The sequence below is a fragment of the Planctomycetota bacterium genome (assembly GCA_033763975.1).
Taxonomy (GTDB): domain Bacteria; phylum Planctomycetota; class Phycisphaerae; order Phycisphaerales; family UBA1924; genus RI-211.
In genome coordinates this window covers 156,988-176,652 of record JANRJM010000001.1, presented here as the reverse complement: position 1 = coordinate 176,652, position 19,665 = coordinate 156,988, and the positions used below count along the sequence as shown (strand labels likewise).

General features: G+C 72.2%; 23 protein-coding genes. All 23 read right to left on the bottom strand.

Annotated features, from left to right (window positions below; genetic code table 11):
• Positions 1–51 precede the first annotated feature (51 nt).
• Positions 52–1,113 (bottom strand): flagellar biosynthesis protein FlhB, encoded by a 1,062-nt coding sequence (gene flhB / locus SFY69_00795; GenBank protein MDX2130572.1) that lies wholly within the window; start codon positions 1,111–1,113, stop codon positions 52–54.
• A 2-nt stretch (positions 1,114–1,115) separates the two neighbouring features.
• Complete coding sequence (locus tag SFY69_00790) at positions 1,116–1,913, bottom strand: flagellar biosynthetic protein FliR (GenBank protein ID MDX2130571.1); 798 nt, start codon at positions 1,911–1,913, stop codon at positions 1,116–1,118.
• A 38-nt stretch (positions 1,914–1,951) separates the two neighbouring features.
• A complete protein-coding gene (gene fliQ, locus SFY69_00785) occupies positions 1,952–2,206 on the bottom strand; it encodes a flagellar biosynthesis protein FliQ (protein MDX2130570.1) in 255 nt (84 codons plus the stop codon).
• Positions 2,207–2,260: 54 nt separating this feature from the next.
• Positions 2,261–3,223, bottom strand: a complete 963-nt coding sequence (gene fliP / locus SFY69_00780) for a flagellar type III secretion system pore protein FliP (GenBank protein ID MDX2130569.1) — start codon at positions 3,221–3,223, stop codon at positions 2,261–2,263.
• 5 nt (positions 3,224–3,228) lie between these two features.
• Positions 3,229–3,933, bottom strand: coding sequence for a hypothetical protein (locus SFY69_00775; protein ID MDX2130568.1), 705 nt, complete (start codon positions 3,931–3,933; stop codon positions 3,229–3,231).
• A gap of 58 nt (positions 3,934–3,991) precedes the next feature.
• Positions 3,992–4,423 carry a flagellar motor switch protein FliN gene (gene fliN / locus SFY69_00770; protein ID MDX2130567.1) on the bottom strand — a complete coding sequence of 144 codons (432 nt, stop codon included), beginning with the start codon at positions 4,421–4,423 and terminating at the stop codon, positions 3,992–3,994.
• A 159-nt stretch (positions 4,424–4,582) separates the two neighbouring features.
• Positions 4,583–5,128, bottom strand: a complete 546-nt coding sequence (locus tag SFY69_00765; protein ID MDX2130566.1) for a hypothetical protein — start codon at positions 5,126–5,128, stop codon at positions 4,583–4,585.
• Between the two features lie 155 nt (positions 5,129–5,283).
• Positions 5,284–5,607, bottom strand: a complete 324-nt coding sequence (locus SFY69_00760) for a hypothetical protein (protein ID MDX2130565.1) — start codon at positions 5,605–5,607, stop codon at positions 5,284–5,286.
• Positions 5,608–5,693: 86 nt separating this feature from the next.
• Positions 5,694–7,445 (bottom strand): flagellar hook-basal body complex protein, encoded by a 1,752-nt coding sequence (locus SFY69_00755; protein MDX2130564.1) that lies wholly within the window; start codon positions 7,443–7,445, stop codon positions 5,694–5,696.
• A gap of 130 nt (positions 7,446–7,575) precedes the next feature.
• Positions 7,576–8,025, bottom strand: coding sequence for a hypothetical protein (locus SFY69_00750; GenBank protein MDX2130563.1), 450 nt, complete (start codon positions 8,023–8,025; stop codon positions 7,576–7,578).
• The gene (locus tag SFY69_00745) at positions 8,022–8,462 is read right to left on the bottom strand and encodes a flagellar hook capping FlgD N-terminal domain-containing protein (GenBank protein ID MDX2130562.1); all 441 of its coding nucleotides are present in this window, start codon (positions 8,460–8,462) and stop codon (positions 8,022–8,024) included. Before SFY69_00745 ends, SFY69_00750 begins: the two co-directional genes overlap by 4 nt.
• A gap of 52 nt (positions 8,463–8,514) precedes the next feature.
• Entirely contained in the window at positions 8,515–9,738 is a 1,224-nt protein-coding gene (locus tag SFY69_00740; GenBank protein MDX2130561.1) for a flagellar hook-length control protein FliK, read from the bottom strand.
• Positions 9,738–10,466 (bottom strand): hypothetical protein, encoded by a 729-nt coding sequence (locus SFY69_00735; GenBank protein MDX2130560.1) that lies wholly within the window; start codon positions 10,464–10,466, stop codon positions 9,738–9,740. The genes SFY69_00740 and SFY69_00735 overlap by 1 nt, the downstream gene beginning before the upstream one ends.
• On the bottom strand, positions 10,463–10,924 hold the full coding sequence (locus tag SFY69_00730; GenBank protein MDX2130559.1) for a flagellar FliJ family protein: 462 nt from the start codon (positions 10,922–10,924) through the stop codon (positions 10,463–10,465). Before SFY69_00730 ends, SFY69_00735 begins: the two co-directional genes overlap by 4 nt.
• A gap of 3 nt (positions 10,925–10,927) precedes the next feature.
• Entirely contained in the window at positions 10,928–12,337 is a 1,410-nt protein-coding gene (locus SFY69_00725) for a FliI/YscN family ATPase (GenBank protein MDX2130558.1), read from the bottom strand.
• The gene (locus tag SFY69_00720) at positions 12,334–13,041 is read right to left on the bottom strand and encodes a FliH/SctL family protein (GenBank protein MDX2130557.1); all 708 of its coding nucleotides are present in this window, start codon (positions 13,039–13,041) and stop codon (positions 12,334–12,336) included. The genes SFY69_00725 and SFY69_00720 overlap by 4 nt, the downstream gene beginning before the upstream one ends.
• 21 nt (positions 13,042–13,062) lie before the next feature.
• Positions 13,063–14,103: a flagellar motor switch protein FliG gene (gene fliG / locus SFY69_00715; GenBank protein ID MDX2130556.1), complete on the bottom strand. Its 1,041-nt coding sequence runs from the start codon at positions 14,101–14,103 to the stop codon at positions 13,063–13,065.
• A 3-nt stretch (positions 14,104–14,106) separates the two neighbouring features.
• A complete protein-coding gene (locus SFY69_00710) occupies positions 14,107–15,855 on the bottom strand; it encodes a flagellar M-ring protein FliF C-terminal domain-containing protein (protein MDX2130555.1) in 1,749 nt (582 codons plus the stop codon).
• Between the two features lie 137 nt (positions 15,856–15,992).
• Positions 15,993–16,307, bottom strand: a complete 315-nt coding sequence (gene fliE, locus SFY69_00705) for a flagellar hook-basal body complex protein FliE (protein ID MDX2130554.1) — start codon at positions 16,305–16,307, stop codon at positions 15,993–15,995.
• A 29-nt stretch (positions 16,308–16,336) separates the two neighbouring features.
• Positions 16,337–16,756, bottom strand: a complete 420-nt coding sequence (gene flgC, locus SFY69_00700) for a flagellar basal body rod protein FlgC (GenBank protein ID MDX2130553.1) — start codon at positions 16,754–16,756, stop codon at positions 16,337–16,339.
• 25 nt (positions 16,757–16,781) lie between these two features.
• Positions 16,782–17,219: a hypothetical protein gene (locus SFY69_00695; GenBank protein ID MDX2130552.1), complete on the bottom strand. Its 438-nt coding sequence runs from the start codon at positions 17,217–17,219 to the stop codon at positions 16,782–16,784.
• A 66-nt stretch (positions 17,220–17,285) separates the two neighbouring features.
• Positions 17,286–18,731 (bottom strand): sigma-54 dependent transcriptional regulator, encoded by a 1,446-nt coding sequence (locus SFY69_00690; GenBank protein ID MDX2130551.1) that lies wholly within the window; start codon positions 18,729–18,731, stop codon positions 17,286–17,288.
• Positions 18,728–19,663 (bottom strand): ATP-binding protein, encoded by a 936-nt coding sequence (locus SFY69_00685; protein ID MDX2130550.1) that lies wholly within the window; start codon positions 19,661–19,663, stop codon positions 18,728–18,730. The genes SFY69_00690 and SFY69_00685 overlap by 4 nt, the downstream gene beginning before the upstream one ends.
• Between the last annotated feature and the right edge of the window lie 2 nt (positions 19,664–19,665).

Genomic DNA, 19,665 nt, shown 5'->3' with positions numbered 1-19,665 from the left:
CTTGCTCCTCTACACCAAACCCGCCCAACGCTTCCCAACACTCCCGGGCTGCTACGCCGCCTCCTGCTCGAGGCGATACACGAACGCGAGCACCTCGGCGACGGCCTGGTACAGCTCCGGGGGCACTTCCTGCCCGACCTCGCATCCGGCGTAGAGCGCCCGCGCGAGCGGGGGGCGCTCGACGATCGGCACGCGGTGCAGCCCGGCCACCTGGCGGATCCGCATCGCGAGATAGTCGGCGCCCTTCGCCACCACGCGCGGGGCGCGCATCGTGTCTTCGTCGTAGCGCAGCGCGACGGCGAAGTGCGTCGGGTTCGTGACGACGACCTCGGCGTTGGGCACGGCCTGGTTGATGCGCTGCAGGGCGATCTCGCGCGCCATGCGGAACCGGGCCGCCTTCACCTTGGGGTCGCCCTCCATGCTCCGGCGCTCGTCCTTGACGGCGTCCTTGGTCATCTTGAGGTCCTGCATGTGCTGCCAGCGCTGGTAGAAGTAGTCGATCAGCCCGAGCACCAGCAGCACCGTGAGCAGCACGATGACCAGCGAGAGGATCGCGTCGCCCAGCACGCCCAGCGCGCCGCCCAGCCCGAGGCGCGGCAGGCCCACGACCTCTCCCACCAGGCCCCGCAGCACCAGCCACGAAGCGCCCGCCACGAGCAGCAGCTTCAGCGTGTTGATGATGGCCTTGCCCAGGTTGCGCTTTCCGAAGACCCGCCCGAACCCGGCGATCGGGTCCAGCCGGTCGAGCTTGGGCTGCAGCGCCCTGGAGGAGAACACGAGCCCGACCTGCGCCAGGTGCGCCAGTGCCCCCACCACGAACGCGACGCCCAGCACCGGCGCGACGGCGGTCGCCCCGCGGATCGCCCCGTCGGTAAGGAGCTGGTACAGCGCGCCGATGTCCAGCCCCGCGTCGGCCTCGTCGAGCGAACGCCGCATGATCTCAGCCATCGACGACGCGACGAACGCGCCGATGAGCACGATGAGGATCGTCCCCGCGATGAGGTCGATCGCCGCGACCAAGTCCTGGCTCTTGGCCACCTGCCCGTGCTCGCGCGCCTCCGCCAGGCGCCGCGACGTCGGGGCTTCCGTCTTTTCGCCCAGTTCCTCCGCCATCGCTACGCACCCCCCGCCCGGCGCAGCCACAGGACCGCGGCGTCGATCGAGTCCGCGATCGCGTCGCGGGCGGCTTCGTGGATCGCGGTCGTCGCCAGCGCCAGGATCGCCAGCCCCGCGAGGATCTTGATCGCAAAGCCGACGGTCATGATGTTGATCTGCGGCATGGTCTTGCCGATCACGCCCAGCACGGCGATGAGCAGCAGCGTCGTGCCGACGACGGGCATCGCGACGCGCAGCCCCAGGTCAAAGCCCGACTGGAGCGCTCCGAGCAGGACGTCGAGCGGCGCCTGCGAGGCGCGCATGCCGCCGATGGGCACGCGTTCGAAGCTGCGAGCGACCGCGCCGAACAGCGCCTCGAGCCCCCCCGCCGCGACGAACACCCCCACCGCGATCATGAGGAGCAACTGGGCGAGCAGGTCGGTGTCGATGTCGGTGTCGGGGTTGTAGACGCGCGCGAGCCCGAAGCCGATGCTCTGCCCCATCATGACCCCGGAGAGTTCCAGGCACAGCAGAGGCGTGGAGGCGATCGCCCCCACCGTGAGCCCGATGAGCGCCTCGGAAACGATGAGCGGCGCCAGGCCCAGCAGGTCCACGTCGGCGGGGGCCTGCACGTGCGGGGCCACGTTCGCGTACGCCGCGCCCGCCATCGTCGTCGCCAGCAGCGCGCGGGCGCGGAGCGGGATCATCGTGCTGCTGAGGATGGGCGCCATGATAAAGACACCCGCCATGCGGAACAGCACGAGCGTGAAGGGGATCGCGTGCGCGACGAGCGAGCTGGCTGCCTGATCCGGGGTCATCGGGCGGGTTCCGGCGCGGCGCGCGGGGGGGGAAAGGCCTAGACGAGCGCGAACAGGTCGGCGGCGTACTCGGACAGACGCTGCGCCACCCACGGGATGAGCACCGCCGCCGCGACGATCATCACGACGATCTTCGGGACGAACGCCAGCGTCTGGTCCTGGATCGAGGTGATCGACTGCACGAGGCTGATGACAAACCCCACCACCAGGCCCGCCAGCAGGATCGGGCCGGCGATCTTGAGCGTGATGACCAGTGCTTCGCGGACCATCTCGAGTGCGGCGTCGTCGGGCATGCGAACGGTTCCTCCGGGGGCGGTGCGGTGCGGTCGGCGCGCGGAGCGTCCCCGCTAGGTGACCCACACCGCGAACGCGGGATCGAGCAGCGCGTGCGTGCCGGGCTGGCTCGTGACGAAGCTGCGCATCAGCCCGCCCGTCACGAGCGTCCAGCCGTCGACCAGCACGAACAGCAGCAGCTTGAACGGCAGGCTGATGAGCACCGGCGGGAGCATCATCATGCTCATCGAGATCAGCATCGTGCTGATGACCATGTCGATCACCAGGAACGGCAGGTACACCTTGAAGCCCATCAGGAAGGCGACCTTGAGCTCGCTCAGCACGTACGCCGGCACGAGCACGGTGGTCTCGACGTCCGCGCGGGTGAGGGTCTCGGGCTTCGAGACGTCCAGCCCGCGCGATTCCATCACCATGTACAGGCTCGACCAGTTCCCGCTGGCGTCGATCTGGTCGAACATGAAGTCGCGCACCGGCTGGCGCGCCTTCTCCCAGAGCTCGTCGTACGAGCCGATCTCGCCCGCGCGATAGGGCGCGATCGCCTCGGTGTTCACGCGGTCGATCGTCGGCGACATCACCAGCAGCGTCATGAACAGCGCCAGCGCCGTCAACACCTGCGGCGGCGGGACCGACGCCGCACCCATCGCCTGCTTCAGCAGCCCCAGCACCACGAGGATGCGCAGGAAGCACGTGCACATGAGCACGATGGACGGCGCCAGCGTGACGACCGTGAGGACGACGAGGATGTTGACCGCGGTCGACAGCCCCGAACGCCCCTCGCCCGAGGGCGAGTTCGACCCCGATGCTCGCGCGCCCGGCAGCGCCTCGGCCGCCCCCGCGAGGATCGCCAGCGGATTGGTCGGATCGCCCAGTTCGGTCGCCGGGAGCGGCGCCGGGAGGGTGGCGGGCGGGCTCACGACGGGCACGAGGGGCTCGTCGGGCATCGGGCCGATGGTCCGCTGCCCGAACGCCGCGGGCGCGAGCGCGAACGCGAGCAGCAACGCCAGCCTCGCCCACATGGTGCTCACGCGCGCACCTCGATCTTGGGGCGCGCGCGGAGGGCGTCGAGGCGCGCCTTGATGGCGTCCGCCTTCGCGGGACGGACGGGGGCGGCGCTCGCCCGCGCGGGAGCGGCGGCGGCCTGTCGCGCGGGCGCGAGCGGCTGCGCGGGGCGGGACGCCTGGCCCGCCGCACGATCGAACGTGCCGTGCTCGCGCGTCAGGACTTCCTGGAACTTCCTGGCGAGCGTGCTGCCCTCGTCGTCCCTCGTCTTGAGCAGGATGGACGCGACCTGCTCGGGGTCGGCGATCTCGCAGAGCGTCTGCATCCCCGCGCCCGAGCGCCCGGCGGTGTGCGACAGCAGCAGGACGCGCGAATCGAGCTTCAGCAGCACGAGTGTGCACGAGCGCGCAACGGGGTACCGCCCCAGCACCTCGAGCACGCCCGAAGGCGACTTCCCGCCCGGGCCCAGCGCCCCGACGAGCCCGCCCCGGGCCGCCACGCGGCGCACGCCCCAGCCCGCCAGGCAGATAAGCCCGACGACCGTCCCGCACGCGAGCGCCACACGCACCCACGACGCGCCGGACGCGGGGGGCGTCTCGGCGCCCGCCGCATCGGGCGCGACGGTGACGCGCGGCAGCCCGAGCGGCGTGGTCTCGACGTCCGCGCGGGCGCACGCCGCCATGCTGGCGATCATCGCGGCGGCGCAGGCTCGTGTGAAAGGGGTCATCGTGTCGGCATCCTGCCTGAAGGAACGCACGCGTCTCCGACGCGTGCGACGGGCGTCGCTAGGCACTCTTCGCGGGGGTCTGCTCGGCCGCGATGACGATCTCGTTCACGCGGACGCAGAAGTTGTCGTTCAGCACGAGCACCTCGCCCCGGGCGACGAGGCGGTCATTGACATACACGTCGACGGGGTCGCCGGCGAGCTTGTCGAGCTCGACGACCGCGCCCTCGCCCAGGCGCAGCACGTCCTCGAGGAGCATGCGCGTGCGCCCCAACTCGATCTTCACGTGGAGGTTGACGTCGGCGAGCAGGTCCATCGCCCGAGCGGCGGCGGGATCGGCGACGGGCGTGAACTTGGGGAGTTCGAGCGGTGCGGGCCCGCCGGCGGTCGCGGCGTTCGCCGCGTCGGCGGCCTCCTTCGCCGTCTCCAGCGCCTTGGCGGCCATCTCGTCGAGCGGGCGCGCGTCGTCGGCGCCCGGGGTGTCCGCGGCCATCCTGGCCTCCTCTGCCGGCGCGGGCCGTCCTGGCCGCGGGTCTTCCGGCAGACCGCTATCGGCCGACACGTCAGCCGGGCGAGAGAGATTCGGCGGGTGCTGCGCGGCGCGTCCGATAAACGCCGGCCGATCCCGCGCCCGACGCGCACTCTCTGCGGGTCAGTCGGCCGGGAAGCCCTTGCACCGGGGAATCATGACGCGCTCGAGGCGGGGCTTGCCTTCCGCGTCCTGGCCCAGGACGCCGTTGAGGTACGCCGTCAACTGCCGGTTCAGCGTCTCGAGCCCCGGCTCCTTCAGGTGGCTGTGCTGGGCGCGCCGGAAGATGAGCGCCACGCCCTCCTGGAGTTCGGCGGCACGGGATTCGAGCGCCGCCTCCACCACGCTCTGGTTCTTCGCGCGCACCTTCAGCACGATCTGGGCGTCCCACACCCAGACGCGCCCGGTCTGCATGTTCTGGAAGCGGTCTTCGAGCAGCGAGACTTCTACGGCGGCCTCGCCGTCGGCGTGGTCTTCCTCGTGCAGCGTCGTCTCCGCGGCGACCGGCTGGGGCGAGGTCATCTTCGCCACCATGAACACCGCCAGACCCTCGATCACCATGACGGCACCGACCGCGCCCAGGAGCTTGATCGGCGGCTTCTTCTTCGCGGGCTCTGCCGGGGCGGGTTCCGCCGGCGCGGGCTGCTTGGCATCGGGTGCATTGGACATCGCTCACCTCCACGCGCGCGGGCCGCGCTCGTGAATGTCGAACGTCGCAGGGAGTGACTGCAGGCCCGTGGCGGGCGAAGGCCTCCGCGGGTGCGGGGCGTGCGGGTTGGAACGTTCTCGGGCGTGCGGGGTGAAGGTGCGTCCGTCCCGACTCCTCACGCCGCCCGGGCCTGGTCCTTGTCGGCCGCGACGTCGGCCGCACGCTCGGGGGCGGCCTGCGCGCTCGGACGGACGGCGAACCCGACACACCCGGCACACAGCAGGAGAGCCGCGACGAACGGCGACGAGGGAATGTCCGCCGTCAGCAGCGCGAACGCCCCGATCAGCGCCGCGATGCCCGCCAGCGACGAGAGCCCGTCGTGCAGACGCAGCGCGGCGAGCAGCCGGTCGGCGCGGAGGAGGTGCGCTGCCCCGAGGGCGACGCCGGCGATGCCCGCCGAACCACCCAGAAGCAGGAACACGATGATCGCGTCGCGCATGGGAAGCCCCCGGGCCGGACGCGAGGCGCGGTCCGGACACACCGGGAATCGAGCGGCGTGGACCGCGGCTTGAGGCGAAGCCCGGATTATCGCCCCAGCACCAGCAACTGCTGCATCAGCTCGTCGGTCGTCCGGATGACGCGCGAGCTCGCCGAGTACCCGGTGGAAGACAGCACCAGGCGGATGAACTCCTCGCCCAGGTCGACGTTGGACTGCTCGAGCGCGCCGGCGATGATCTGGCCCGTGCCGAGCGTGCCCGGCTGCGCGACCACCGCCGTCCCGGAGTTCGCGGCGCTCTTGAACAGCCCGTTGCCGGTGTCGAGCAGCCCCTCGTCGTTCGTGAACGTCGCGACGACGACCTGCCCGAGCGTGCGGACGAGGTCGTTGGTGAAGATGCCCGACACCACGCCGTTGGTCCCGATCGAGAACGCGGTGAGCGTGCCGAGCGGCGCACCGTCGCGGTAGGTCGCCGCGAACTGCGAGCGATCGTCGGCGAGGGCCGTCAGCCCGCCCTCGGGCGTCGAGAAGTACAGATTGACCGCGAGGGGCGAGGCGGCGCCGGTGCCCGACCGGTCGATGCCCACGGTAACGGGCAGCGTGCTGACGGCCTGGCCCTGCGTGTCGAACGACAGCGTGCCTGTCGCGACCTGGATCGGCACGCCCGTCGCGTCGGCGGACTCGACGTAGTAGCGCCAGGTCGTCCCGGCGTTGCCACGGCTCTCGAGCACCAGGGTCGTGTCGACCTCCACGGGCGCGCCGAGCGAGTCGTACACGACGTAGGTCGTGCGGACGCTCTCGCCGTCGGCCTCCGCGGCCTTTCCCGTGACGAACGGCTGGCGCAGGAGCGTCCCGGCGCTGTCCAGCAGGCGCAGGTCCGAGCTGTCGATGGTGAGATCGTTCGCCGTGCCGGTGTTGCCCACGGCGGTGATGACGCCGGTGAGCGGGTCGATGGTGACGCCGGGCGTGAATCCGTCGGGGTTCGCGCCGGTAGTGGTGTTGAGGCCCAGGGCCTGCGCGAGGAACGTGCTGAGATCGTCGATGGTGGTCGTCGCGGTGATGGCGAGCGAGGCGGGGGGCACGGTGCGCCCGCCCTTCTCAGCGCCGCGCAGCTCGATGAACTGCCCGAGCGAGAAGAGGGGCGCTCCGGCACTGGCCGGGTCCTCGACGTCGAGCAGCCGCGTCGCCGACTCGAGGACGTTGGGCAGCGTCGGCGCGGGCGCGGCGGTGGCGAGGGCGCGCAGCCCCGCGGTGGACGAGCCCCCGATTGTGACGCGGGCGCCCTGGGCGGCGACGGCGGCGTCGGCGTCGAGATTGCCCGAGAACCGCACCTCCGAGGTGGACTCGGCGATCGTCATGGACCCCAAGGGGATGGAGACGGTGCCGAGCGCGCCCGTGACGAGGTTGAAGTTCTCGTCCACGCCGTAGCCCAGCAGCCGCTCGCCCCCGAGGGTGGTGAGTTCGCCCAGGGCGTTGGTGCGGAAGGAACCCGCCCGGGTGTAGAGCTGCTCGCCCGCGCGGTCGACGATGAACCAGCCCTTGCCGTCGATGGCGAGGTCGCGCTGGTCGCCGGTGGGCGAGAGGGCGCCGCCGGTCATCGTCCGCTGCGTGCCGGCGGTCGACACGCCCAGCCCGATCTGGAAGGGGTTCGTCCCGCCCGTGGCGTCGCCGGGAAGCGTGCCCCCGCTCAGCGTCCGCGCGAACATGCTGGAGAAGTTGAGTCGCGACGACTTGAACGCGGTGGTGCCGATGTTCGCGACGTTGTTGCCGATGACGTCGATGTTCCGCGAGTACGCGTTGAGCCCGCTCATGGCGGTGAAGAGCGCGGTGGTGGAGGGCATGGTGCGTCCTTTCGCGGCGGATCGTCCGCCGGGAGAAGTCGGGAACGGGCCTCCGTGCCCCTCGTGCAGATCGCGGCGTCCGTGCCGCGCGAAAGAGGTCGTCCGCGCGGTCGCGCGGACGCGCTCGCCTTTAGGCGTCCTCGCCCGGGCGCCGGACGGGCGACAGCCGGTCCAGCAGCGCCTCGCGCGTCAGCGTGGTCTCGCCACGCGTGCCGACGGTCACCACCGCGTCGAAGCCCGTCCGCACGCGCGTCGAGTTCGTGTCGAGCGCGCCGGTGACCGTGCGCGTGGGAACGTCCATGGTGAGCGCCATCCCGTCGATCAGCACGACCGCCCGCGCCACGCCCTCGCTCTCCGCGCGGTCGGCGGCGTACGACAGGCGCGAGAGCTGGGCGGTGTCGAGCGTGACCTTCGCCTCGCGCGCAACACGCACCGGCACGCTGCTGCTGACCTCGCCCGCGCGCGCCTTCTCGAGCAGTGCCCCGAAGGACTCGCCTTCGATGAGGCGGGGCACGTCGGCCGACGCGCGCGCCGCCCCGCCGCCCGTGCGCGCCAGGAGCCCGAGCGGATCGACCGTCACGACGCGCCTCCCGCGGCTTCGTCCTCGGGCGGAACGTCCGAGACGCTCTCGACGCTCGAGATGAGCAGGCGCGACCCGTCGTTGAGCGTCAGGAGCGTGCCGTCGCGCGTGCGCCCGACACGCTCCACCGTGCCCGCGACCTGCTCGAGGTCTGTCGAGAGCCCGCGGACGTAGCGCCCGATGAGCGACGAGGCGCTGGCGAACTCGTTCTGCCCGACGAGCTTCTCGAGGTTCGACGTCAGGTCCATGTTCGACTGGATCGAGCGGATGCCGGCGATCTGGTCGATGAGCGCGCCGGTGTCCTGGGGCGCCAGCGGGTCCTGCTTGCCCAGTTCCGCGAAGATGATCTTCGCGAACTCCTCGGACGTGAGGCTGCTGAAGGCGCTGGCCTGCGAGGTTGTCGAGGCGGCGCTGCCGGTGATCGGATCGACTGCCATGCGTGCTCCTCTGCGCGTTCACTCGTGGCGAACGTCTTCCCGCGACCGTCCCTCAGGCGACCGCCTCCAGCCGGAGGCGCCCGAACTCGTCGACCCGCACGCTCGCGCCGGGCGGGAGCGCGAGATCGACCAGCGGGGCGTCGGTGCTCGGGTGCGGGCCGCTCCCCCCGGGTGCGGCGTCCTGCCGCGAACCCCGCTCTCGACCCGCGTCCCCCGATGCGCCCCATCCGTCCGGTGGGCGATCCTCCGCCGAACCAATGTCGATGCGTTCCACGCGCAGCCCCCGCGCCTCCAGCGCGGCCCGCAGATCCTCCGCGGAAGCAGCCAGCAACTGCCGTGCCGATTCGTCCGTGGTCTCGATGCGCGCGCGCACCTCGCCCGCGTCGACATGCAGCCGCACCGAGACCGAGCCCAGGTGCTCCGGGTTGAGTTTCATCGAGACCGTGCCCCCGCCCTGGCGCAGCGCCAGCGCCAGCCCGCGCACGACCTGCGGGAGCGCCTCGGGAAGCTGCGCTCTGGGCGGGCCCGCCGCCGGCGCACGAGCGCCCGCGCGCGTGGTCTGCGTCGGGCCCTCGCGCGTGCCGAGCGCGACGCCCGCGCCCGGGCGTGCGGGTCCGGTCGCCCCCACCGCGCGCACCGCGAGCATCTTGAGCGCGGGCCCATCCGCGCGGGGCGCGGCCGCTCGCACCGCGTCCGTCGCGCCCACTCGCCCACCGGCGTCGGAAGGGGGTGGCCCGTGGGGCGCGGGCGCCCGCTGACCGCTGGGCGGGGCGAGCGAGGCCGCCCGCGTCGGAGTGTCGGAGGTCTGCGGCGCGTCACTCGCGCGCGGGCCGTCGGCGTCGGCGCGCGCCGGACGAGCGTCGCCTGCGGGGCGCGGGGTACTTCGGTCGCGCGGCGCCTCGGCGCGCGCGGGGTCGTCCTGATCGTCCACAGCATCGTCGTGCGCCCCCGGCTGACCCGGTGATCGCAGGCGCTCTTCGGCACGGGTGGTGGTGTCGTCCGGCGGCACGATCGACGCAACGCCGAGTGTGTCGCGTGACTCGGCGATGTCGTGGGCGGCCTGCAGTTCCTTGCGCGATCGGTCGCGCAGCATCGGCTGCACCGACGCGCCGACGCTGCGCGGCGTGGCCGCGGAGCGCTCGGGCGCGCGGTCGATCGCGCCGACGGCGTCGAGCAGCGAGGCGAACGACGAGCCCCGCACGCCGGCAGCCTGCGCGGGCGTGTCGGGGCGGAGCGGGTCGGGGGTCGGGCGGAGTTCGGTGGGGATCGCGGTCATCAGGGCGTCTGCACGGGGGCGAACGCCGCCCGCGTGCGAAGACGCTCTAGCAACTGCGTTGCCAACGACGGGTCGCCCTTGGCCCACTCGCCCAGAACGCGCGAGCGGGTGCGATCGTCCATGGCGTCGAGGTACGACACCACGGTGCCCATCGCCGCCGGGCTGACGGGCTCGGGCGGTGCGCCCGGCGCGGTGGGCGGCGGATCGAGCATCGTGCGGAGCATCGAGACGGCCTGGGCGGGCTTCAGCGCCGAGAGCACCCCGAGCGTCTTCTGGAACTGCTCGTCTTCGAGCTGGCGACGCCCCGCCTCGACCAGCGACGTGAACTCCTGCTCGCGACGCTGCAGATCGGCGCGCTGACGCTCGATCTCGGCAAGGTCGCGCGCCAGTTGCGAGCGCAGGTCGGTGATCTCGCGCCGCACCCGCTCGGCCCGCTGGGCGTCGAGCTCGGTGGACTCGCCGCGGGCCGCGAGCTTCTGCGCCGCCGTCAGCGGCGCGCGCGCGGCCTTCTCCTGCGCCTCTTCCTCGGCGCGGGCCTTTTCCTCGGCCAGCTTGGCGGCCTCGGCCTCGGCGGCCTCCTCGGTGAGCGTCTTCGACAGCAGCTCTCGGATCACCCGACCACGATCGGCGTTGAGCCGGTCGTTCATGCGCAGCCACCCGACCACGCCCGCGAGCGCCAGCATGTTCGCCACCGCCACGATCGACAGGATGTTCCACAGCGTCTTCATGCCGGCTCCTCGGCCCGGGCGGCCCGCATCACGCCCATCTCATCCAGCGCCGCGTCCTCTCGGCGGTGCTGCTCGCTCCGCCACGCCTCGTACCGACGCTCGCGCAGCAGTTCGACCGCCTTGCGCCGCACCGCCGCCTCGAGCAGCGCGCGACGCGACACCTCCAGACGACGGTGCACGCCCGCGAGTTCGATGACGGCACGCTGGGCCCGGGCCGCCTCGCCCAGTTCGGCACGCGCCGCGAGGCGCACGCGAGCGGCGTCGAGCATCGACGCGCCCGGACGCAGCATCGCGCGAAGGTCGTCGCGCGTCGACGTGATCGAGTCCTTGCACCCGCGGATCACGCCCTCCAGTCGGGTGCGCTCCCGCTCCAGCGCCGCGACCGCCAGTTGGCGCTCGCGCTCCTGCGCCCGTCGCTGGGCCAGCACCGCCTCGAGCTCGAAGATGAAACGTGCCATGCGTTAGCGTGCCCCCGTGGGTGCGGCGGCGCGGGAGGCCGGTCGTGCGCCGCGGGGGGCGAGCGCCTCGGCGGCGATGCGCTGCAGTTCGTCCCGGAACTTCTCGAATGGCGCGGGCTCGTCGCGCCCCTGGCGCAGCAGCGCGATGATCCGCGGGTGCAGGTCGAGCGCGATGTCGGTGCCCGGGTTCGTGCCCCGCGTGTAGGCCCCGATCTGCACCAGGTCCTCGACCTCGCGCTGGGCCGCCAGCAGGCGCACCACCTCGCGCCGGGCGTCGGCGTGCGCGGGCGTGATGATGTCGTCCGCGACGCGGCTGACGGAATCGAGCACGTCGATGGCGGGGAAGTGCGCCCGCTGGGCGAGGCGGCGCGAGAGCACGACGTGCCCGTCGAGGATGCCGCGCGAGGCGTCGGCGACGGGCTCGGTCATGTCGTCGCCCTCCACGAGGATCGTGTAGAGCCCGGTGACAGAGCCGCCCGCGCCGGGCGCGCCCGGTGATTCGACCGCGCCGGCGCGCTCGAGCAGCAGCCCGAGCTGCGCGAACACGCTGGGGGTGTAGCCCTTGGTCGCGGGGGGTTCGCCGTTGGCGAGGCCCACCTGTCGCTGCGCGTGGGCGAAGCGGGTGACCGAGTCCATCATGAGCAGGACGTCGCGCCCCGCGTCGCGGAAGAACTCGGCGACCGAGCACGCGAGTCGGGCCGCCCGCAGGCGCATCACGGGCGACTCATCGCCCGTGGCGACGACGACGACCGAACGCGCCAGGCCCTCGGGCCCGAGCGCGTGCTCGACGAAGTCGCGTACCTCGCGTCCGCGTTCGCCGATGAGCGCGATCACGTTGACGTCGGCCGACGTGCGCCGAGCGATCATGCCCAGCAGGGTGCTCTTGCCCACGCCCGGCCCGGCGAAGATGCCCAGGCGCTGGCCCCGCCCCAGCGGGGTCATGAGGTCGATGGCCCGCACGCCCGTGAGCAACTGGGCCGTAATCCGCCGGCGCCGCAGCGCGGGGATGGGCTCGGGGCTGAGGGGCACGTGCGTGCGCTCGCGCACCGGGCCCGCGCCGTCGATCGGCCGCCCGAGCCCGTCGACGCATCGACCCAGCAAGCGCGGGCCCGCCAGCGCGGTCGGGCTGCTCTCCTCCCCCACCACCGCGTCGCCCGGGCTGAGCCCGCCCGCCTGGCCCAGCAGCATCACGACGGCGTGCTCGCGCGTGAACCCCACGACCTCGCCCCGCAGCGCGTCGCCACGCTCGTCGCGCCGCACGCCCCGCCCGGACGAGAACGACACGAGCGCCCCCGCCGGCAGCGGCAGGTCGTCGACCAGCACCGTGAGCCCGCGGAGCGCCCCGACGCGTCCGATGACGCGCGGCGCGTCGGCCCGATCGATCGCCGCCAGCGCATCGTCGAGCAGCCTCACGGGGCGTCCTCCCCGAGCAACGCCGCCCCCAGGCGGTCGAGCTGCGTGTCGATGGTCGCGTCGATGGCGCCCCCGCCGGCGGTGCGGACGATGCACCCGCCGCGCCCGACGCTGTCGTCGGCGCGCAGCTCGGCGTGCGCCGACTCGCCCAGCGTGCGCGTGAGGGCGGGGAACGCCGCCCGCACCAGGGGCTCGTCCTCCGGGTGCACCAGCACGAGCACGCGGGTGGGACGCGCGATCATCGCGAGCGTCTCGCCGACCTGCGTCACGCACGCCTCCGGGTGGGCGGCGATGGTGCGCCGCGTGACCTTCTCGCCCAGGCGGACCGCGACGCGCAGCACGTCGGTCTTCGCCTCGAGCAGGAGCTGATCCCGGCGCTGCGAGAAGGACTCGAGCGCCTCGCGCCACCGGCGTTCCACGTCGCGCAGGGCGGCCTCGTGGGCGGCTCGCGCCTCGGCCCGCCCCGCCTCGCGCCCCTCGCGCAGGCCCTGCTCGCGCCCGTCGCGCAGGCCCTGCTCGCGCCCCTCCGAGGCGGCCGACGAGACAAGCTGCTCGCGCTCGCGCCGGGCGTCGGCGACGATTCGGTCGGCCTCGCGCCGCGCGCGAGAAATGATCTCCTGGCCCTGGCGCTTGAGGTCGCCCAGGTCGAGCACGATCGCGCCCGACGCCGCACGCTCCGCCTCCGCCGCTCGCAGCACGCCCATGACCGGAGTCCTTCCCGCAGGCTAGACCATCTGCTCGGTGTCCCCGCCGCGACCTTCGATGACGAGTTCGCCGGTCTCTTCCAGGCGCCGGACGATGTCGACGATGCGCTGCTGGGCGGTCTCGACCTCGCTGACCTTGACCGGGCCCATGTACTGCATGTCTTCCTTGATGAGCGAGGCGGCCCGCTCGGACATGTTCTTGAAGATCTTGTCCTTGAGCTCCTCGCTCGCGGTCTTGAGGGCCAACGCGAGTTCCCCGTTGTCGACCTCCTTGAGCACGGCCTGGATGCCCTTGTCGTTGACCTTGAGCACGTCCTCGAACACGAACATGAGGCGCCGGATCTGCTCGACGAGGTCGGGGTCCTCGGTCTCCAGCCCTTCCATGATCGCCTTCTCGGTGGCGCGGTCCGTGAGGTTCAGGATCTCCGCGACGGTCTCGACGCCCCCGGCCTTCTCCATGCTCTGCACGAGCATGCTCGAAAGGCGGCTCTCGAGCCCGCGTTCCACCTCGCGGATCACCTCGGGGTTCGTCTGCTCCATGTTCGCGACGCGCTTGATCACCTCGATCTGCTTCTGCACCGGCAGCCCGCCCACGATCTCCCCCGCCTTGTGGTGCGGGAGATGGCACACGATCAGCGCGATCGTCTGCGGATGCTCGTCCTGGATGAACGTCATCAGGTTCTCGGATTCCGCACGCTGGAGGAACGAGAAGGGCGTCCGCTGCACCTGCGTCTGGATCTGCCCGAGCATCCGGTCCGCCGACTTCGCGTCCAGCGACGAGCGCAGGAGCTGCTTGGCGTACTCGAGGTTGCCCTCGTTGATGTACTGCGACGCGATCGAGATGCTGTAGAACTCTTCGACCACCTGGTCCTGCAGCTCGCGCGGGACCCGCCCCAGGCTCGCCAGCTCGCGCGTCACCTCTTCCACCGCGCGCGGCTCCAGGCTCTTCAGCACCGCCGCCGCCTTCTCGGGACCCACCGCCAGCAGCAGGATCGCCGCCTTCGTCATCCCCTCCAGCTCCGACGCCTTGCTCGGCAGCTTCTCGTTGGCTTTGCGCGGCATGGGCTAGTCCTCGATGTTGATCCACCGGCGGACCATCCGGGCAGCCGCGGCCGGGTCGGCGCCCACCATCTCTCCCACCTGCTCCAGACGCTTGGCCGCCTCCATCTCGCGCTCGTCCACTTCGATGCCCGCCAGCGCCGTCTCCCCCTCTTCCGCCTCGCCGATGACGTCGCCCGCCGATTCGAGCGCCGGGGGCATGCCCACCAGTTCCTCCGCCGTCGGCGTCTCCGTCTTGCGCCCGCTCTTGCGCACCAGCATCGCCATAAACCCCAGCGCGAACAGCGCCAGCGCGCCCAGCGCCACCTTCTCGATCAGCCCGCCCCCCAGCCCGCCCGCGCCCAGCGAGGACAGCATGCCGGCGGCCTGGGTCGCCGGCCCCGCGGGAATCTCCCCGGGCACCAGCGACACGCTGATGGATTCATCGATCATCTTGCGTAGATCGGCCGGCGGCATCGTCGAGTTCGACTGCGCCACCATCGCCCGCAGATGCGGCTGCAGCACCGCCACGATCGAGGGACGCACCTCGGTGTCGAAGTACGTCCGCAGCGCCTGCGCATCCGGCTCGGCCGGCGCCGTCGCACCAGCCCCGCCCGGCGGCGCGCCGGCCCCCGCCGCGTCCTTGATCAGCCGCGCCACGTACCCGGTCGGCACGTTCACCGACACCGCGACCGACGTCGACTGTCCGCGCGGGTCCACGATCGTCTCGGTGCGGCTTCCCACCCGCACCTCGCTCTCGCTCGTCGACTCCGATGATTCCGACTCGATGCCGCCCGCGCCCGACGCCCCAGCGCGCGTGATATCGGCCGTCTGGTTCGCCTGCACGCCCGGCACCGCCCCGCCCGACGACGCCTCGGTGGTCGAGGTGGTGACTTCGCTGGTCTTCTTCTCGATCGCCACCGACCCCTTCCCGCTGGGCAGGTACGACTGCACCTGCGCGGTGCTGCGCGTCACGTCCACCGACGCCGTCACCGCGACGACCACGCCCGGGATGTACGCCAGCAGTTCCTGCATCTTGGCCCGGGCCTGGGCCTCGACCTTGGCGGCGTGCTCCATCGCGAGCGTGGGCGACGCGTCGCTGTCGGACGTCACGCTGCGGCGCTGCCCGGTGCCCGCATCCACCACGGTCACGTGCTGCACCGTCAGGCCCGCAACGCTGCCCTGCACAAGGTGCGCGATGGCGTCGACCACGCCCTGCGAGAGCGCACGCCCGTCATCGCTGCGGGCGCTGACCGACGCGGTGGGCGTGCGCACGCCCACGCCCAGCCCGCGCACCTCGGGGATGTCCAGACGCACGCGTGCCGAGTCCACCGTGTTGAGGTCGGCGATCATCCGGGCGAGTTCGTTCTCGAGCGCGATCCGGAAGTTCTGCTCGTTCACCTGGCGCGAGTTCATCCAGCTCTGGCTGGCGAGCAGCGACTCGAAGTACAGCGCCTTGTCGTTGGGAAGAAGGTTCGCGCGGGCCAGGCTCGAGCTCGCCCGGGCCGCGTCCTTCGCCGAGACCTCCAGGCGCCCCGACGCGTTCCACCGAGACTCGATGCCCAGCGCGTCGAGGTGGCCCTTGGCGCGCTCCTGGTCTTCGGGCGTGGCGCCGGGGAGCAGGTCGACCCTCGAGGGCGACGACGTCAGGACCAGCACCAGCCCCAGCGTGAGCAGGACGATGACGACCGAGCAGGCGACGATCACCTTGTGGGCGCCCGAGAGCGCGCCGAGCTGCTTCTGGATCGTCGCGAGTGTGCGACGAAGGGCGTCCATCTGGCGGGCCTCCGACCCTGTGCGGCGCAATCCGTGCGCCGGCGCACGCCCTGCGCGAAGCCGCGCCGAACCTGCACGCCCCTACGTCGGCGCGGCGCGCGCTCCCGCTTGAATCATCAGTTGACAGCGTCCGAGAACTACGTCCGCATCTGCTTCAGTTCGTCGTACGCCTCCATGACGCGGTTGCGGACGGCCTGCAGCATCCGGAAGGCGTTGTCCGCCTTCGTCGTCGCGAGCAGCACGTTCTCCACGTCCTGGCGTTCGCCCGTCTGAAGATCTTCCACCGCGCGCGTGGCTTCCTGCTGGAGTCGATTGGCCTCGTCGAGCGAGTCCAGCAGGACGTCCTTGAACGACTTGCCCGGCGCATCGCCCGCGACATCCGGGCGGGCCTGCGGGTGCATGTGGCGGGTGCGATCGATCCCGCCGCTGATGAATCCCAAGGGGTCGGACATGCACGCCTCCTGCAACCGTCACCGTCTGCCTACGCCACCAACCGCAACGCCTGGGCCAACATCGCCTTGGTCGCTTCCGCCGCGGCGACGTTGGCCTCGTAGGCCCGGGCGGCCTGGATCGCGTTCACCTGCTCGACGATCGGATTGACATTGCTCTCGCGAACATAGCCCCGCTCGGCGCCCTCGCGAACGGCGAGCGGATGGGACGGGTCCCAGCGCAGCCTGAACGGGGACTGGTCGTCGGCGATGCGGGCGACGTGCACGCCCAGCGACCGGGAAGCACGATCGCGGGCGCCGGGGTCGCCCGGGGCCAGGAAGACGTGCTTCGCGCGGTAGGGCGTGCCGTCGGGCATCACCGAGTTCCGGTTGGCGAGATTGGCAGAAATGGCGGTCATGCGCGCCCGCTGCGCGACCATGCCGCCGGTGGAGATGTCGAGCACGCCGTACATCGCGGGTCAGTCTCCGGGAGTGGGCCTAGACACGCTGGGCGATCGCGGACCGGAGGAGGTCGTTCTCGCGCCGGATGAGGTCGGTGGTGAGTCGGAACGTGAGCGAGTTCTCGGCCAGGTCCTGCATCATGCGCTCGACGTCGCGGTTGTTGCGGTCATGGTAGAGAACGCGCCCGCCGAGGGGGCGTGCGTCCGGGTGCGCCGGAGCGCCCGCGACGCCGGGCCCGTGCGCCGGCGCAAGGTCGAGCGCACCGTGCGTGCCGCCGGTGGCGTTTCGCCGCTCGACGACGGCCCGGGCCAGTTGGGCGCGGAAGGTGTTGACGTCGATGTCGACGGGGCGGAAGTCGGGGGTGTCGATGTTGGCGATGTTGTGGGCGAGGAGCCGCTGGCGCTGCCCGGCGAGCGAGAGCGTGGCGCTCAGCACCGGCAGGGAGCCCGAGTTCGCGAGGTCGGCGAGGAACATCGTCGGCTTTCTCCGCAAGCGGCGGGCCAGCGGACGACGCCCCGGCCCGCCCGGGCGGCGGCGCGGCTAGAGCGACTCCATCACAAGCCCTAACTGCTTCCACTTCTTGAGTTTGAGTCCCAGCGTCCGCACCCCGATGCCCAGCGCCTGCGCCGTCCGCTGGCGGTGCCCGCTGAACCGCATCAGGGTGGCGACGATCGCGTCGCGTTCGATCTCCTCGAGGGTCTTGCCGGGCTGGGGCGGCCCGCCGGCGGACTTTGCCTCAATTTCCTGCGCGGGCTGCGGGTGGACGTGCACCGCGGTGCCGGGCGTGCCACCGCGCAACCACGGCTCCACGAGCGCCCGCGTGACGACGCCCCGCGGCTGGGCGGCCCCGCTGAGCACCACGGCCCGCTCGCAGATGTTCTGCAGCTCGCGAACGTTGCCGGGCCAGTCGTACGCCGCGAGCAGCGCGAGCGCGTCGGGCTCGATGTCGGGCGCGGGCAGCCCCTCGCGCCGGGCGATCTTGCCGAGGAAGTGCGTGGCGAGCGGCGGGACGTCGTCGCGCCGCTCGCGCAGCGCCGGGACGCGGACGGGCAGCACGTTCAGGCGGAAGTACAGGTCCTGGCGGAACCCGCCGTCGCGGCACGCCGCCGGCAGGTCGCGGTTGCTAGTGGCGACCACGCGCACGTCGATGCCCATCGTGAGGCTGGAGCCCACCCGCTCGAACGAACGCTCCTGCAGGACGCGCAGGAGTTTGGCCTGGACCTGCGGCTTGACCTCGCTGACCTCGTCGAGCAGGAGCGTGCCGCCGTCGGCGAGTTCGAAGCGTCCCTTGCGGAGGCGTTCGGCGCCGGTGAAGGCGCCCTTCTCGTGCCCGAAGAGTTCGCTCTCGAGGAGCGAGTCGGAGAGCGCGGCACAGTTCACGCCCAGGAAGGGCCCGTTCGCCCGCCCGGAACACTCGTGCACGGCCCGGGCGACGACCTCCTTGCCCACGCCGCTCTCGCCCGTGACGAGCACGGTGCCCTGCGAGGCGCCGACCAGGCGGATCTCGTCGCGCAGGCGCTTCATGGCGTCGGACTCACCCACGAGGCGGTCGACGCCGCGGGGCGAGGCGACGTCGCACGCGGGCGGGGCGGCGGCGCGCAGGAGAGCGTTCTCGCGTACGAGCCGCCGGTGCTCGGCGGCGCGTTTGACGGCGATGACCAGTTCGTCTCCCTCGAAGGGCTTGGTGAGGTAGTCGAACGCGCCGAGCTTCATGGCGCGGACGGCGGTCTCGATGGTGCCGAAGGCGGTCATCATGATGACCGGCAGGTCGTCGTCGACCTGGCGGATGCGTTCCAGCAGTTCGAGGCCGGTCATGCCGGGCATGCGCATGTCGGTGACGACCACGTCCGGTCGCTGGCGCGCGATCATCTCGACGCCGGCCTGGGCCGATTCGGCGCAGGTGACGCTGAACCCCGATCGCGAGAGCGTCTCGCCGACGCTGTCGCGCATCAACTCCTTGTCGTCGACCACGAGGACGTTTCTCATTCCTGCTCCTCCGCGACCCCTCGCCCGCGAGGCGCCTCGTCCGGCGCCGCCCAGCCGGGCAGCACGATCTCGACCCGCGCGCCCGGCCCGGCGTCGAGGTCGGCGTTGTTGCGCACCGTGACGCGCCCCAGGTGGGCGTCGACGATGCGGTGCACGATCGCGAGTCCCAGGCCGGTGCCCGCGCTGCGCGTTGTAAAGAACGGGTTGAACATGCGCCGGACCACGTCGGGCGTCACGCCCGGGCCGGTGTCGCTCACGCCCAGCACGACGCACGACTCGACCGAGCCGTCGCGCTCGGCGACGCGATCGGCACGCGCGTCGAGCGTGAGCCGGTGCGGGCCGGGCGCCTCCGCCATCGCCTCGAAGGCATTGCGCACGATGTTCGTGAGCGCCTGCTGCAGGAGCCCCGGATCGGCGTGGACCGCCCGCGGGGCCAGGGGCCCGGCGTCGGCGCGGACAACCTCAACACCCCGCCAGGGCACCCCGTCGTGCTCGCAGGCCCGCAAGGCCGCGTCGAACAGCTCGCCCGGCGAGACCGGCTCGACCCGCAGGCGAAACTCGCGGGCGAAGGAGAGGACGTCGCCGACGATCTGCTCGACGCCGCGCGTCGCGCGGGTGATCTTCGAGGCCGTCTCCCACGCGGGCGACCCGCGCTCCAGGTCTTCCTCGAGCATGCGGGCGTAGAGACGGATCGAGCCGAGGGGGTTGCGGACCTCGTGGGCGATTCCGGCGGCCATCTCGCCCAACGCCGCCAGCCGGCGCGAGCGCTCGACCTGGGCGTTGGCCTCGCCCAGTTCGCGGTTGAGCCGGCCGACCTCGGCGCGGAGGTCTTCGTGCGTCGCCTGGAGGCGCGCGGTGACTTCGGTGAACGAGGCGATGAGGCCGGCGAGGTCGTCGGGCGACACGGACCGGTCTGTAACGGCGGTGGGCATCC